The 15237-nt window shown below is 59.1% G+C and carries 13 protein-coding genes and 1 pseudogene; 2 read left to right on the top strand and 12 right to left on the bottom strand.

Translation table 11 applies throughout. The features are described 5' to 3' along the window. Positions 1 to 949: 949 nt before the first annotated feature. Positions 950 to 1369 (bottom strand): annotated as a pseudogene (locus GWG67_RS30730) (IS3 family transposase); the annotation flags it as partial. A 206-nt stretch (positions 1370 to 1575) separates the two neighbouring features. Here GWG67_RS30730 and GWG67_RS39135 point away from each other — a divergent pair. Then, on the top strand, positions 1576 to 1794 hold the full coding sequence (locus GWG67_RS39135) for a helix-turn-helix domain-containing protein (protein ID WP_354210961.1): 219 nt from the start codon (positions 1576 to 1578) through the stop codon (positions 1792 to 1794). On the opposite strand, the gene tnpB is transcribed toward GWG67_RS39135, so the two are convergent. From tnpB to GWG67_RS30680, 10 genes are all read right to left on the bottom strand, one after another. Then, positions 1782 to 2093: an IS66 family insertion sequence element accessory protein TnpB gene (tnpB, locus tag GWG67_RS30725; RefSeq protein ID WP_275173132.1), complete on the bottom strand. Its 312-nt coding sequence runs from the start codon at positions 2091 to 2093 to the stop codon at positions 1782 to 1784. The two genes, GWG67_RS39135 and tnpB, sit on opposite strands and share 13 nt — an antisense overlap. Beyond that, on the bottom strand, positions 2090 to 2521 hold the full coding sequence (locus GWG67_RS30720; RefSeq protein ID WP_275173130.1) for a transposase: 432 nt from the start codon (positions 2519 to 2521) through the stop codon (positions 2090 to 2092). The genes tnpB and GWG67_RS30720 overlap by 4 nt, the downstream gene beginning before the upstream one ends. A gap of 188 nt (positions 2522 to 2709) precedes the next feature. After that, positions 2710 to 4083, bottom strand: a complete 1374-nt coding sequence (locus GWG67_RS30715) for a hypothetical protein (protein ID WP_275173128.1) — start codon at positions 4081 to 4083, stop codon at positions 2710 to 2712. Positions 4084 to 5760: 1677 nt separating this feature from the next. Next, positions 5761 to 7458: a hypothetical protein gene (locus GWG67_RS30710; RefSeq protein WP_275173126.1), complete on the bottom strand. Its 1698-nt coding sequence runs from the start codon at positions 7456 to 7458 to the stop codon at positions 5761 to 5763. 82 nt (positions 7459 to 7540) lie between these two features. Next, entirely contained in the window at positions 7541 to 8128 is a 588-nt protein-coding gene (locus tag GWG67_RS30705; protein WP_275173124.1) for an ATP-binding protein, read from the bottom strand. Continuing rightward, a complete protein-coding gene (locus tag GWG67_RS30700; RefSeq protein WP_275173122.1) occupies positions 8125 to 8301 on the bottom strand; it encodes a hypothetical protein in 177 nt (58 codons plus the stop codon). The genes GWG67_RS30705 and GWG67_RS30700 overlap by 4 nt, the downstream gene beginning before the upstream one ends. A 305-nt stretch (positions 8302 to 8606) precedes the next feature. Further along, positions 8607 to 9023: a hypothetical protein gene (locus tag GWG67_RS30695; RefSeq protein ID WP_275173120.1), complete on the bottom strand. Its 417-nt coding sequence runs from the start codon at positions 9021 to 9023 to the stop codon at positions 8607 to 8609. Between the two features lie 238 nt (positions 9024 to 9261). Continuing rightward, entirely contained in the window at positions 9262 to 10563 is a 1302-nt protein-coding gene (locus GWG67_RS30690) for a hypothetical protein (protein WP_275173118.1), read from the bottom strand. A gap of 519 nt (positions 10564 to 11082) precedes the next feature. Further along, entirely contained in the window at positions 11083 to 12216 is a 1134-nt protein-coding gene (locus tag GWG67_RS30685) for a hypothetical protein (protein WP_275173117.1), read from the bottom strand. Continuing rightward, entirely contained in the window at positions 12207 to 13019 is an 813-nt protein-coding gene (locus GWG67_RS30680) for a hypothetical protein (protein ID WP_275173115.1), read from the bottom strand. Before GWG67_RS30680 ends, GWG67_RS30685 begins: the two co-directional genes overlap by 10 nt. 97 nt (positions 13020 to 13116) lie before the next feature. Between GWG67_RS30680 and GWG67_RS30675 the strand changes: the two genes are divergently transcribed. Beyond that, complete coding sequence (locus GWG67_RS30675; protein WP_275173114.1) at positions 13117 to 13974, top strand: IS3 family transposase; 858 nt, start codon at positions 13117 to 13119, stop codon at positions 13972 to 13974. Positions 13975 to 14105: 131 nt separating this feature from the next. On the opposite strand, the gene GWG67_RS30670 is transcribed toward GWG67_RS30675, so the two are convergent. Then, positions 14106 to 15233, bottom strand: coding sequence for an NAD(P)/FAD-dependent oxidoreductase (locus tag GWG67_RS30670; protein WP_275173113.1), 1128 nt, complete (start codon positions 15231 to 15233; stop codon positions 14106 to 14108). Positions 15234 to 15237 lie beyond the last annotated feature (4 nt).

Genomic DNA, 15237 nt, shown 5'->3' with positions numbered 1-15237 from the left:
GCAAGCCCCATGCTACGAGTTACTGTACCGATATCAACGGCTTAGCTCGGATAGTCCACACCTCGTATTGCCGAGGGTATCACCACTATTAGGTGATTCACTAGTGTGGTGCAGCCTGCTTGTGCTTGCGGGGCACATCCAGCACTCGACTATAGCGTTTAGAGCTGCTACACAGAGTGTGTAGAGGGGGTGAAAAGATCAGTCTTTTCAATGCGTTCTGCGGTCGCTTTCAGTTTCCCCTAGAGAGCGCCAGCGGTTCTAGAAGCGCTGAGATTTCAAAAACATCGCAAAAATCAATGGTTTGCTGCTCTTGACTGGTAGCAAATCTTGGTAGCTTTTGATGCACGCGATGCCATATCTGATCAAGAACTCCGCTGGGGTTTGGTGCGTTCAGCGCAAGGTTCCCGAAAGGCTCCAAGCCGCCGTTGCGCGCATACTAAGCAGCAAGAAGCCGACCCAAGCCTATCTCAAAAATCACTGGCAACGAAGGATCGTCGCGAGGCTACACGACGAGCCCCGCACGCGCTTGCCGATATAGACCGCACCCTTAGGGAAGCTGAGGCTCTCGTAAAGCAGCCAACGGCAAAGGCTGCACTCCGCGCGAACCTCACCGATACCGAAATCAAGCGAATGGGCATGCGCATCCTAAAGTGACCAAGGTCAGCCGGCACGGTCAACAAACAGCTTGGAGCGGTGCAGGCGATTGCTGGATGGGGCTATCACAATGGCCTCGTGCCCGAGGACGCGACATGGGCTGATCCTTTTAGCGGGATGCGGCTTGAGGAGGACCAGTCTGAGCGAGCACCATTCGACGCAAAAGACCTGCAAACCATTTTCGATGCGCCGTTGTTTTCGGAACGAAAGATACCTGTGGCAGCGCAGGGTGACGCGGGTGTGTGGCTCCCAGCTCATGACCGGCACTCAGCGCAGTCTGATGACCATCAACGGTGATCTCCGGCGTGCCATACTTCGCCAGCGCCTCGTCCAGAGCCGCCACGGAGAACGAGACGTCCATCGTGTTCGACAACCGCCACGCCAGAACCGCACGGCTCGCCCAGTCGATGATGGCGACGAGATAAAGAAAGCCGCGGCCGATGGGCAGATACGTGATGTCGGCCGCCCATACCTGGTTTGGCCGGTCGATTGTCATGTTGCGCAACAGATAGGGATAGATCTTGTGGCCTGGCGCCGGCCTCGTCGTGTTCGGCCTTGGTCCCAGCGCCGCGATGCCCATCTTGCGCATCAACCGCTGCACGCGCTTGCGATTGACCTGAAGCCCCTCAGCCTTCAGCATCGCGGTCATTCGCCGCGAGCCCAGGAACGGCCAGGCGGTGAACAGCTCGTCGAGGCGCCGCATCAGGGCAAGGTCGTTGTCGTTGGCCGGCCGTACACCCCAGAGCGCGCGACGTGCGCTCAGCCCGGATCGGGAAGATTGAGCGCTCTGGAGCGAGCTTGGAATCCTGAGCGCAGTTAAGCGCTCTTGGAAATTGTACAGTCGCGTGGTCAAGAGCAAGAGAGCCTCGTTGGTGATCGCCAACACGGTCGCCGGAACGGTTCCGGACGGACGAAGGCATCATGAAATTGGCTTACAGCATCTTGGAAACATGTGACCTGCTCAGCATCGGTCGGACAACAGTCTACCAGGTAATCAGAGCGGGCGACTTGCAAACCCGAAAGGTTGGTCGTCGGACGCTGATCCCGGCAAAATCTCTCGACACCTTTATCGGAGCTGCTGAGGGACGGGATGGTCGTGATTGTGGTGACGGCTCTGGGAGCGTCGGTCATGATCGATGAAACCATCGTCCTTCAAAAGCGACGCCGCTAAGCGGCATGTGTTCAGTCTCCATGACGTTTCGCGTGCAGCGGAAGACGCCTTCCTCGAGCCGCTTGGCGAACCGGCACAAACCCGTCCCGTCCCAGAAGATCAGCTTGATCCGATCCGCACGCTTGGCACGGAACACATAAACAGCCCCCGAGAACGGGTCAGCCTGCATGTGCTCGCGTCCCAATATGGCAAGCCCCTCCATTCCCTTGCGGAAGTCGACCGGCTTGGTTGCCACCATCACCCGGACAGTTCCGGACGGGCCGATCACCGGCTTGCCTTCAGCGCATGGACGATGGCCGCAATCATCGCCACATCCGCGCCTCGGCCGACCCGGATAGTGACGCCCTCGGCTTCGATCTCGATGCCCCCGATATCCGGCTTGGCCTTGCGTCGCGCTGTCTTGCGCTCATGGCCAACAGCCACGGCCGGTACCAAGGCGTCTACCACCGCCGGTACAAACGGTGGATCGTCAGCCATCGGCGTCGGCAACCGGCGTGCTTGCCGGCGCCAGGTGAACACTTGTTGTGGGGTCAGCCCGTGTCGCCGGGCAATCTCGGAAACGACGGCGCCCGAGACCAGCGTCTCCTCGACGATCCGGGCCTTGTCGTCCTTGGAGAACCAACGACGGCATCCCGTCTCCGTGATCACTTCCAGCCGGCGCGCCGTCACGTCCGATTTAAGCGTATGGTCAAGCATAGACACAAGCCGATCCGTTCAAAGAGATCGTGAAACTCGCCTATCCCATGTGCCGCGAGAAGGTGGGAGCGGAACGACGCTTACGCCGGATTGAGGGCGAAGGGAAAAGGGAAATGAGCCGGTGGACGCGCGAAGGCAAACCACGAAGCCGTTAATCGGACACCGGCATCCCAGGAGCGTGTGCCGTCCTACACGATCAGGAAATCGTGAATCTTAATATTATCGATTGCAAAGCCTATCGATGAAATCGAATGAGGATTCCCTTGGTCGTTTATAAAAAACGAGTGTGTGACATTGGGAGTGCCGCCGGTATCAATGACGATATCCGCATGATGCCATCCGCTTGTCAGGTCGGTACCTTTAAAACTAGCCACAATGTTAGAGCTGAATATATTGTCCGTCATGACCAGGAGACTGTCCGGAACGTTCATACCCGGCAGTGTACTGAAGTCGAAGCTCAGTATGGCTTTACCTCCAGTCGGGTCTCTAAATGTATTTCCGATAAGTAATTCGAAACCGTCAGTGTCTCTGGTGTTCAGGTAGAAATCCATAGAAGCGTTCTTCGGCAGTAGCTGGACCGTAGTCTCTCCCCCGTTGTTCACATTGGTCCATCCGTGTTGGGCAAGGTCAGCCACAAAGGGAAGAGACGCCGTCTGACCGAAATTGTCGAAAGTCTCCGAGAACAACAGAATATCTCCTGGCGGAGGTGGGGGCGTAGTTATCGAATTGATATCCTTGTCGTACTGTCCCAGTTCATGGAAATGTTTGATAGTATCGAAAAGTTCTCCCGCATGTTTAATAACGTCGGAGGGTCTGACGATCCCTAATGCTCCGACGCTAAAATTGTGGATCAGTGATATACTGGCAAGAGCACTAATTATACCAGGGAAATGGAAGTGGTGTGTTAGCGCGAAATTGATCTCGCTTTCTATCTGCATGGTATTGGCTTGGTTCGCTACGTCGCCTACCGCGAATGTTGATCCGAAGTGAATGCCGAAATTCGCGATTGGGTCGCCGTAGTCCAAGTAGTTGATGAAATCGAAGCTTGGTGTGGGAGGACGCAATCCGTCTGCAAAAATTCCCGGGGAACCAAATGTTGCACCTCCACCGATATGTGCATCGTCACTTAAGTTTGAGGCGACGTATTGTGCCTCAGCACCTCCAAGAGAATGCCCTGTAAGATATACTGTGCTAAACGGATTTGCCGCTATTACGTCATTGGTGAATTTCAACGCGTCAGAGAACGCAGAATTGTTGACGTGAATTTTGTGGTTCAGGACATCGTTATCATCTCCTCGTGAATTCATACCCCACTTGGTTAAAAAATTTGGATCGCTAGGATCCAAAACACTTCCTTCAAATGCAACAATTATATTCCCGTTGTCGTCCGTAAACGCTTCGGCAAAAAACCCGTGACTCTCGCTTACCCTCGAAGGTACGTTTGTTAAAATTGAGTAGCCGGCTGGAAGTGGTGGGACTGCGGCTGTGTAGTGCAAGGTGGGATTGTCGAAAGCAATTCTGTCGTTGGCAGCGAGTTCAGCTTTAAGAATCTCGTTGGACATAACAAACTCTCCCCTGTTGAGCGTCTAGCAAGCTAAAACGATGGGAGTCTACTTACGTGCCCTCGTAAACACGACGTTGGCGACGTTCCTGTAATTGTTGGTGAACCGGCCACCTAAACAATTCATGCGTTGGATGGTCGGTTTTGGTACTGGCCGTTGCACAGGCCATTGCTGCGCGCAGTAAGATCACTGCGACGTGCGCGGTCTTTGCCGTCAAATAGATGCACAATTACAAAAGACGCCTATGCCAATCTTATGGGGCGTCTATTGCCACGTTAGGGCGTCGCCCTTTGCAGCGTATACGCTCTTTCCTAAGCGGCAGCTATGGACCACGACAGCGAATACGAGTCAAGCTCTATTTGCGGCTCGGCCCATCCATCCCGCCAACAGGCTCGCCAGCGGTGACTCGATCGCGTTTCTGGTCCGAGTCACGGCTCCACGAAAAAGCCCTAGCGCCTATCGGGTGCGCTGCTGATCCTGCGGCCTTTTTCATCTCAGGCGCACCTGGCAATCTTAGCAGCGGAGGGCGGAGAGTGACGACAGTTACCAGGAACCTGCTTGCTCGAAAGGAAAAGCTCCTTGAGCTACTTGGAGCTACCGAAGACGCCGATCAGCGAAGCGATAATCCGACGCCAGCTTGAGCAGGTCGATACCGCGCTACAGTTCCCGGGCGTGCCGGAACAGACTAGCGAATAAGGAGGTCGTTCCGCTATACGCCGCTCAAGACATTCCAGAACGCGAATCCGCTGAAGGCAAACCGCGCCTGCTGTCGTGATGAGGACTGAAAACAAGATGCCGCGGATGGTTTTCGAGGGCCCAAAGAACGGCCGACCGTCAAAAAATTTGGCGCCGGCATCCAGCGGAAAGGAAAAACGTGGGCCAAGAATCTTTTCGCAACGATCGGTGTGCCGTTCGCCAACGTCATCAAAACCAATAATTGCAGGATATGCAAAAGTTGCATTTCGTCAGCTTAGCTTATAGTTGCATCGACGTGAGTTCGATCTTTTATTGTGAGCGCCATTCCAGTTGGAGCGTCTTGCGCCGGTTATCGTGGGAACGCAGCCACTGTCGGGCTGACCCTGGCCTCATGAGAAAGACGCTATATCTACCGGAACGCCGTTCAAGGGGGCTAGCTGGTGGGCGAAGACATTCTGCGAAAACTCGAGATCCGTCTCGGACCGCTCCACGCCCGGCAGCGATTGGAGATTGAGCGAGATCACGAAGCTCGGGTATTTGGCCAGGGCCTCACATTCTTTCATCTTGAAAACTTATCTTGGGCCGAGTGGATCATTCGAAACGTTCTGCGGGCAACGGGGCTCTATTGACGTGTACGACAGAATGCAGAACGCATTCTCGTCAAGCGAAACGACATGAGGTTCAAGAAATTACCGACCCTCTTTGAGGGCTTCACCATTCTCCATATTAGCGACCTTCACGTAGATAGAGGTCGAGTGTGCGGTACCACCAATCATTTGGGGGGTAGCGCCGCGATACGAAGTAGCTGAGGGCCTAGTTGGATGGGCCTAGCCGAAACTAACCGTTCTTCATGCGGGCTGATGCCGAGCTCCGTTGGTCACCACGAGCGAGCCTGTGGTCCGGACTATTTCGGCTTGGATTCCAGATTGAGGCTGACGGTATCGCAAGCGCAGCGCAGCGATATCGGCTTGTGGCGCGGCGTCACAAACAACCAGCTCTTGCAGCCCTCACATCTGAAGCATTCAAGCAGCTCTCGGAAGGCATTGGCGACCGGCGCGAAGTCACGCTTGCCGAAATTCTCCCACTCGTTGTAGTGCACGGCCTTGTTGATGGCCCATTGCTCGACTGAGGATGCCGCATTCGAGGCGGAGAGCTTAGTCTTGAGCGCGGTCGCTTCGGCCTGCCTTTGTCATTTCCCCAAGATTGCGCGGCATCGGCGGCCTTTGCGCAAATGGTCTTGAACCGTGCAAGAACCGGCGGGAGTAAATCGTTCAGTTCATAGCCGCCATCGCCGCGGAACACCACGGCGGCGCCGAGCTGATCAGCCATGTGCCTTGAGACATATTCGAGGTGGCGGCGCAGGGCGGCGGCTGCCACCCCGACCTTGTTCTTGTCGAGCGCGGTCTTGATCTCGTCCCAAACCTCGACGTTCGATTCCACGAGCGGACCGGTATCGATTGTCCAGCTGTGAAAGCGGAGGGAAGTCTTTCCTGTAACCAGACCAGCGGACTTCATCTGCTCCGCCCAGGTGCGGTCATGCGTCGTGATGACGAACTGCGTATCCTTGAAATGCGTCTTCAGCAGCTTGCAGAACTGATAGCGATGTCCAGCATCGACGGACATCACGACGTCGTCCAGCAGGGCAAAGGTGAATTGATTGCCGAAGAGGCGCTTCATCAGGGCAAGGTAGAGGCACACGCCCATACCGTCCTGATGGCCTTCGCTGTGAAAGGCGCCCGGCGGATAAAGGCCGCGCTCGTAGAAATTGACGTCGAAATCGAGCTTGCCGGCGCTGGGTGAGAGCTTGGCAGTAAACTCTCCCTCGTCATCTTCGTTGATGAGGCGATAGAAGGTGCTGAAATCCTGCTGCACGTCGTCGTATAGGGCTTCCAGCTCGGCGTCCATGACATCGCAATAGGTCGTATAGGCACAGGTCGCGGCTGCGACCGCGATGTCGGCGGCCTTGTCCGCGCGGACGCTCTCACGAAAGTCGGCGAGCCTCATTTGAGCGGTGCTGAGAAAGGTCTGCGCGTCGACCGTGGCCGTTTGATCGGGGAGCTCTGCGACCATTTTTGCGAAACTAGTGGTCGCCTCGTCGAAACTCTGCGGTACCGCATGCCACCCGCTCGCGAGGCGTCCGCTGATGCCGCGAAGCCCATCGAGTGAGCGGAGGTTGCCTTGCAGCGCGGCGAGTTCCCTGGTCCATTGATCAATCGCCGCGCCGAATGCCTCATCTTTCAACGCCGCCGCAAGCCTGCGGATCGCAGTGAGCTGCGAGAGCCATCCCGACGCAGCCTGGTCGAGAAGGCTGGAGTTGGCGAAGAGATCTCTCTGCAGCCGCTGTGCTTCGTTAGATTTCTCGAGCTTGATCGCAAGGTGATCACGCAGATGCCGTTCGCTCTCCCACGGGCTGTCGCAGAGCGGGCAGTGCGCTCCATCGATCAGCTCCATACCTTGCTCTACCAGCGATCGGCGGCGGAGCGACGTAAGCAGCGCCGGATCCTCCGCGAGCGTGTTGATCGCCGCGAGCAGGGCGGTGACTGCATCTTTAGCAAGCTCGGGAAGCTGCTTACGCGTTTCGGCCATCGCGGCAAGATCGCGAAGGGCCGACTGCTTGTTGAAAGCTGGCCCGGACGAGATCGAGGTTAGCCCGGCGTCAAGCCTGGTGTCCGGCGTCAACTGATCGAGTGGGGACAGACCGAGAAGTTTGCGGCGGGCATTGGTGGCCGCGAGCAGATCGTTCGATCTTGACGCTCGGGATCTACATGTGGGTCAGCAAGCTGCTGCGCGCTGCGTGAAATTGGGCTTCGACCGTTCGTTTCTGCGCGTTGACCCTGTTCTGTGCGCTATTGAGCACGGCCCGTTTCTCGCCGATCTCTTCGAGCTTGAGGATCGCTCGCACCTCCTCAGCGCGCCGCGACGGCTCGACGAGGATGAAACGCACGATGTCACGGCGGGACAGTGCGATTTCGGGATGATCGGCAAGCTGCTCGAAAGCGGCCTTGATGGCAGGGTCGGCCGGCTCGATCTTTGGCTTTTTGGGTGCCGAGACCTTGCGGGTGATCGTGGCCGATTTGGCCGGGAAATAGACCTTGAGCCTGACAAGGGCTGCGTCTGGAAAGCGGACGCGATCGACATGCGGACCATGCTCGGCGATCGAGAGCGTTTTGGTTCCGGTGCCGGTCAGGCGGCTGATGCGGCCGGTCAAACCGAACTCGACGGCGTCGATGACGCCGCTTTTGCCGGACCCGTTCGGTCCGGAGATAGAAAATGTCTTTTGATCGAAGACAATGTCGAGATTGCGAATGCCGCGCTTCTCCTCGATATGCGCGTGTTCAAGGCGAATCACGTGATGTCGTTTCCGGCCGGCGCAGAAAACACCTTCACCAGCTCATCCGCCTTGATCTTCTTGCCGGAGGCAAAAAGCTCTTCGAGCTGTGCGATCTTTTCGGCATCCACGTCCTTCGATTGACGCAGCCTCTCAAAGTATTTGGATGCGATGATGGCTTGCAGCGTCGGCACCTCGACATTCCTTTCAGTTCGGTAAACGGCGGTCGGTCTATTTACCGAGAGGTTCGCCGAACTGCCAGCGGAATTGCTGCGCAACAGTGACGACATACATGGGCACTACTGGCGCGATCTTAGCCTAAGATAACCGTGGTGGCCGCGTTGCGGGAGATGTGAGGCTTGTGAAGGGCGCCAAGTCAGATTTCAATTCCTGACATAACAAGAAGGGCGGTCATCTTTCTGCGTATTGTGCAACAATCAGGTACCATCATCCAATTGACCCCCATCCTCTTCCCTGAATGGGGTCATCGCACGCGTGGTCATGACCCGATCCGCTCCGGCAGCTCATAGGCTCGGATATCGCCAAGATCGCCATTCAGGGGCAGCTTGAATATCAGCTCCGCAATCCAGGCCGTAAATCGATCAAAGCCACGATCAAGAGCCAAGGACTTGCTCCAGGCCTCGGCTGCAGCGCGATCTTCAGGGCTTGGTGTCTCGCCGCGCGCCAAGCTCTCAAGAGCTTGTTCCCGACTATCGAGTGACATCCCCGTCACTGGTTGCGCCGCAATCGCAGCCGTTCGGACCAGGAGTTCGCGATCATGGTGGTTCGACGCGCGAAGATGTCTAAGAAGATCCTCGCGCATGGGCCCGGCCCAGACGCCGATGGCGATCAGCAACGGACCGGCGATGATCGGCTCTTCCGATTTCGCGATTCGCGCCATGTCCGGCGTCAGCATGTCAGACCGTCCATGCGTGGCTCGGTCGCACATCGCCCATGCTGCCGCCTGCGCGCGCGGTCGATGGGAGGGGTACTCGTCCAGTCCCTGACCTTCCAACAATTGGAGTGCAGCGGGCACGATCCGGGGATCGTCCTGCTGCGCCAGGGCTGACATGGCTGCGCAGGCAACGAATGGGTCCGCTGTATCCGCCTCGACGGCCTTTAACAGACCGTCGATCGCACTGGCAGGCAGGTGGTTATATGCGCCCAACGCTCGCGCAGCAGCACGCGCGACTCTGAACCTGGACCACGAGGTCTCCATCGCATGACGCGTGGAGAAGTTGCGGTCGTCTTTCAGCAAAATCGACGAGGGCGCCGATCGCTTCGGGCCATCGGCAGGATTCCATGCGATCGGCAAAAGTCCTTCGAACATCCGAACCGTGATCGCGAGCGGCAGCGAGGAGCTTGAGCCGTTCTTCCGCCGTGGCGCCGTCGGTGAGGGCCCTGAAGGCAAGGCGCCGCACGTTGTAACGCTTGTGGCTCATTGCCTCAAACAGCCTTGCACGGAGACCTGCGCTGTCTGCGATGAGCATCGCCTGGACGGCGGCATACCCGTCGGCCACCTCGCCGGTCGACAGCAGGCGCACGGCGGCCTGGTCGATGTTTAACCCCGCCGTCGCAGCCAGACAGCAAAGAAGACCTGCGACATCGCTCGAGAGCATCGGCAAGGTCGAATTCAGCAGCGCGAGATTGCCCTTCGACAGTTTCGCTGCAGCGGCGCGAAGGTCGTGGCTGGTCAAGGCATCGATCAGCGCCAGCGACAGCTCGCGCTCATCCGGCCCGAAATGTTGCAGCAATAGCTCGGCCCGGGCTCGCCGTATCGCCTCGTCATCTTTCCACTTGGGCTCGTCACGCAATGCGGTGGCCATCAGATCGTAGACCATTTGAAGGCGCCGGGCGACCGTCACCCTGTCCGCGATGGCGACAAAGTCGGGCACGGGATCGCGGCCCGAGCGAGCCGCGATCTTGATCAGCCGCGGTCGGAGGCTCGAATCCAGATCCGGACGGGCGAGTTCTTCCATCAGAAAGCGGCTCAAGGCGTCGTCCCAATGTTGCTCGCATGCGCGCCAGGCTTGGTCCTTCACCCAACCTTCCGCCTCCGCGAGAAGAAGCTCCAGTTCTTCGATCCGCGGCTTCTGGGGGCTTTGTGCGATCAGCTCGCCAAGCGCATAAAGCAAGAGCTTACGATGGGGGGTGGCGGTGATCCACGTCACCCCCTCGCGCTGGCGTCGCAGGCTGACGACCGCCTTCATCCCCTCTCTGGCATTAAAGTATTGCTCGCTTGGTTCATCGATGAGGTGATCGGCCACGTCGGCATCGACGGCGTGCTCTTCCGCCTTATAGATATCGGCGGCGAAATTCTGCATCCAGGCCTCGGTCTGAGAACGAGCAAATCGCTCGATGGCGCGCCCGTAATCCGGAAACTCGCCCGAGAGCGCTCCGGCGCTGATGGCCTCGACGTTGATGTGCGGGCCCCCGGGTCCGGCGACCGAGTCCAAAGCGTCCCAGAACACGTCCCTAAGATTGGCTGCCAGGCGCTCGACCAGCGGAATGATCTCGACGTCATAATGAAGGCGCGAAACGGCAGGACCTCACGGATGAACCGCTCGATCATCGGCTGGGTCCGCTTGTCACCGCGCAGTTCCGCAATCTCCTGGTCGCTGAGATGCGGCGCGTGCCAAGCGGGCAGGAAGGAGCGGCCCATTTGGGGAGCGCCCTTGACTAGGATCCGGGCGAGCATCGCGGCCGAGTGATCCGCTGAGCCGAACCGTTCGAGGTCTCGCAGGGCTCTCTCAAAATCGGCCCGCTTCTCGGCGGACATCGCGACTGCCTCAAGATGTCGGTCCAGACGCTGCGCACTGGCACTCGACAGGTTCAGCTGCAGCTCTGCCGCTCTCGACATCCCGCGCAATACGCCAAGCGCAGTTTCCAGGCCCCAGTCTTCGCCGGGCCTGTCCCAAGCCAACAAAACGTCCATGGCACTTGATAGGGTATGCTCGGCGTCGCGGGCGTAGCGCTCAAAGGTGAGACGCAGACCTTCTTCGACGCGAGGATGGTAGAACGCCAGCGCCGTCGCGTCTTCCCGCAGGTTCTGGCCGGCCAGGAGAAAGGCGATCAACCCGTCGATATCCGGCCGCATCTCCGGGGCGGCCAATCTCAGCCGGCGTCCCAGCTTGGTGAAGATGTCGCGCGAAACCGCAGCGCGCGCTGAGCATCGCCAATATAATCGCGGCAGCTTCAGCGCCCTCCCGCCCGAACGGGGAAAGCTGCTCCGCGATCACCTTCGATATCGCTTCGACCTGGGAGTCGGCCAGGATCGCCTCGACCTGGCGTGGCGTTTTCCAGTTCTCGCGGCTGAGCGCGACCAGAAAGCGCTTGACCTCATACGGTCGCGTCAGTTCTTTCAGCGCACGTGCGCGGTACTGGATCGCCAATGGTCTGACGTGGTCTGTAAAATCCGCCGCGATCGCATCGTAAATCTCGGCCAGACGTTTGGGACCGTAATCATCGACGTCGATGCCGACGATGAATGGTTCAAGCGCTTTCCTGAACGCATTCCCGCCCGCACTTTGCAGAACATCCGACCGCGACGTGATCAGGAATTTGCGTCCCGGCCCGGCATGATCGAGCAGCTTGGGGAGTTCGCCGCTCCAGCGATCTGCTCCGGGTATGAGACGATTGCCTCCCCAGGGATCGCGCAAATGATACAGCACCGGATCAGGATGCGTGAGTTGGCGGCGTATATAGCCCGGGCCGTTCTCCTCGCCGACGACGTCGAACGCCGGCGAGCTGCGACGCAATTCAAGCTCGAGGATGTCGGCCGTGAGCGACTTGCCCGTCCCAGGAGGCCCCGCGATGACGACGGCATGGGCTTTTTCGAGCTGCTGCTTGATCGCGTCGAAGGATCTCGGCCGGACGTAATGGTCCATGTCGCGGTGCGGCGCCAGCGAGCCGCCATACCGCATGAGCTCGGCGAGCAGGTCGGCCTTGCTCCAGCGTCCGTCGTGCGCGCCCTTGATCCGTTCACGGACGGCCTCCCGCAGATCACGCAGGCAGTCGCCGTGTTTGGATTGCGGGACGTGACCGTGGTTCGACAGGAGGGCAGCCAGCCGGGCGGCGAGCAGCTCCTCGGTAATGCCCGTCAGGAGCAAGATACGCCGCGCCAGCGAGGCTTGTGTCGCGGCATCGTAACCTTCGCGCGCGTGAGGTGGAACTCCTCGACGTTATAGGAGCTGAGCCGCACCACGCGATCGATCCCGTAAAAATAGGGTACGTCGAAGTTCCTGCAGACAAATCTCTCTGCTGCGGCCGGTACGCCGGAGCCGGTGCGAGCTTCCAGATCGCCGTCGGAGAGGGGCGCCAAATCCAGAGATGCTTGAACCTTCTGCTTCTCACGCGTGATGAGAATGCCTATTCGGGTCCACTCGATCGCTTTCTCGAAAGGCTCTGTCGCGAGAGCTGCGGCGCCGCCGACCCACTCGTCGAACAGGCTAGTGCCGCTAGCCAGCTCGCGGACCTTTCGTTCGAGTTCCGGCAACGCCTTGGCGATTTTGTCTTGGGTGGCGTAGTCCGTGACGCTGTTGGAAAGATAGTCGCCAAAGCTTTCCAGATCGGTGCGCATTTGCGCCATGCGTCGGTTGGCGATCGATGTCACGCAGTTCAGGTATTGCTTGGACTTCGCAGCACTCCAGGCTTGTTCCAGGCGCACCTCTTCGAAGTCGCGCCTGGGGATAGCGCCAGTCAACAATTCGGATGGATTGATCACATACGTCCGTTCGGCAAACCAGACGGATGCCCCAGATCCGTGATCGAGCAGCTCGTTGTACAGCAGAGTTCTCTGCCATGGGCGGAGCCGATGGACATCGTCAAACATGACGATCGGTGTTGCCGCTACGGCTCTGCCATGAATGATGAATGAAACCTGAGACAACCACAGCACAGCATCGAATTGCATGTGAAGAGGCAGGTCCACGGAGGTGTTCTGAAATGACCCCGATTTTGGGACCACGTGCTTAGTTGGAAGGGGCTGCTCCGTTTGATAGACGGAGCGCATGATGACGACGAAGACGAGACGCAAGATCGACGCGGCACTGACAAAGATCGCGCTAGAAGCCGTGCGGGAGCAGGCGACGGTGGCCGATCTGGCCCAGCGCTACGAGGTTCACCCGAACCAGATCTATGCCTGGAAGAAGCAACTGCTGGACCAGGCGGCCCGGGCCTTTGACGCGGGTCGGGCGGGAGAGCGAGGACGCTCGCGAACGCGAGATCGAGAAGCTGCACGCCAAGATTGGACAACTGACAGTCGAGCGCGATTTTTTAGCGCGGAGGTCCGGAAGATGAGCACGCCGGACCGTCGAGGAATGCTCGATCGCGCCGACATAGCGCTGTCGATCCGCCGGCAATGCATGTTGCTTGGTATCGCGCGCTCTGGGGTGTACCGGCCGCCACGGCCGGCCAACGACAACGACCTTGCCCTGATGCGGCGCCTCGACGAGCTGTTCACCGCCTGGCCGTTCCTGGGCTCGCGGCGAATGACCGCGATGCTGAAGGCTGAGGGGCTTCAGGTCAATCGCAAGCGCGTGCAGCGGTTGATGCGCAAGATGGGCATCGCGGCGCTGGGACCAAGGCCGAACACGACGAGGCCGGCGCCAGGCCACAAGATCTATCCCTATCTGTTGCGCAACATGACAATCGACCGGCCAAACCAGGTATGGGCGGCCGACATCACGTATCTGCCCATCGGCCGCGGCTTTCTTTATCTCGTCGCCATCATCGACTGGGCGAGCCGTGCGGTTCTGGCGTGGCGGTTGTCGAACACGATGGACGTCTCGTTCTGCGTGGCGGCTCTTGTCATGCGAATCGGCGAACGATCCGCACCTCGTAAGGACGCCCGATTGCTTGCTTCTTGAGCGTGCCGGCACATTCAACATGGTGGCACATCTGAGCCCATGGCGTGGGTCCAACTCGCAATAGATCTGTCCCACTCAGTCGGCCGAGCAATAAGTCGGTGGATGCGGCGGGCGAACGATTTCGGGCGACGTCACATTCTCAACCGCGTCCTTGTCGCGATCGGAAGGTGCGCTTGCCAAAAAGGTGTTGGCCAGCGGTGTGCGGCTGCTTGGTAAATCGAAAAAAGCTGCCGCACAGAATAATGCCATGTTTCAGCAGTTCGTACGGCGAAGGCCTCCATAGCGACGCAATCGCCGAGGAGTTGACGGCCGATTGCCTCTGCACCGTCCACAGCCGACGCTAAGGCGTTCGCAAGGCCTTGAGATGCGATCGGATCAAAGCTTGCGGCGGCGTCGCCGATTGCCAGCCAACCTTCACCGGTCGGATGATCGAGGAACGACGGCGAGGCGTCGACGCTCTGCACATGGCCGCTACGAACCAGTTCCCTGGTCCAACGAGGAAGTGAGTTTGTGTCGTCGATCGCAGCGAGAAGGGCTGACCGCGCGGCGCCGCTTCGGGCGCGGGCGGGATCACCGGTGAACAGGGCGCACGTAAGCGTCTGCCTCGGGCCGCATACCGCGTACCACCATCCGACCGCAGTGGCTTCGACGGTCAGTGACGGCGGTTCGCTCTGCCTTTCTGTGTCGGGCCCGGACTGGACATGAACGGCGAGCAGGCGAAAGAGACACTTTCGTTTCGCGCCGAGCCGGCGAGCTAATGTCGACGTAGGCCCGCTTGCATCGACGACGAACGCCGCGCGCAGGGAGGCCAGACCATTCCTCGAACTGCTCTGCACAGACCAATATCTACCGCGGCGGCTTAGACCGCGAACGTGATGGCCGGGAAAGACACGGACGCCGGCCCTCATGGCTCGGCTCACGAGCAACTGCTCGAGGGCGACGCGGTCGATCACCCAAGCGCGCCCACCCGGGTGACGGAGAAAATGCTCGCGGTCCGGCCGAGCCATCGACCATGCGCGATCGATGCATGCGAGGGGACATGCCAGATTGCCATTCGCTTCGATAACGTCGAGGAGACCGAGATGAGACAGAATAGGAATGGCGTTCGGCGTCAGTACCTCACCGGGCTTGCCCTTAGGCTGCAGGTCTTTCTCCAGGAGTGCGACGAGCAGACCCCGCTCCGCGAGAGCCGCGGCGGCGACCGCTCCCGCCGGGCCCGCGCCGACCACGAGAACGTCCCAGACGCGGTCGTCGTCCACGCCG

It is taken from the genome of Bradyrhizobium sp. CSS354 (assembly GCF_029051725.1).
GTDB lineage: Bacteria > Pseudomonadota > Alphaproteobacteria > Rhizobiales > Xanthobacteraceae > Bradyrhizobium.
Note: the sequence above shows the minus strand (reverse complement) of the source record. Positions and strands in the feature narration are given on the sequence as shown.

Coding starts and splice junctions, on each gene's coding strand:
- GWG67_RS39135 (WP_354210961.1), top strand. CDS start 1,576: ATGAAATTGGCTTACAGCATCTTGGAAACATGTGACCTGCTCAGCATC.
- GWG67_RS30720 (WP_275173130.1), bottom strand. CDS start 2,521: ATGCTTGACCATACGCTTAAATCGGACGTGACGGCGCGCCGGCTGGAA.
- GWG67_RS30715 (WP_275173128.1), bottom strand. CDS start 4,083: ATGTCCAACGAGATTCTTAAAGCTGAACTCGCTGCCAACGACAGAATT.
- GWG67_RS30695 (WP_275173120.1), bottom strand. CDS start 9,023: ATGCTGACGCCGGACATGGCGCGAATCGCGAAATCGGAAGAGCCGATC.
- GWG67_RS30680 (WP_275173115.1), bottom strand. CDS start 13,019: ATGCAATTCGATGCTGTGCTGTGGTTGTCTCAGGTTTCATTCATCATT.
- GWG67_RS30675 (WP_275173114.1), top strand. CDS start 13,117: ATGATGACGACGAAGACGAGACGCAAGATCGACGCGGCACTGACAAAG.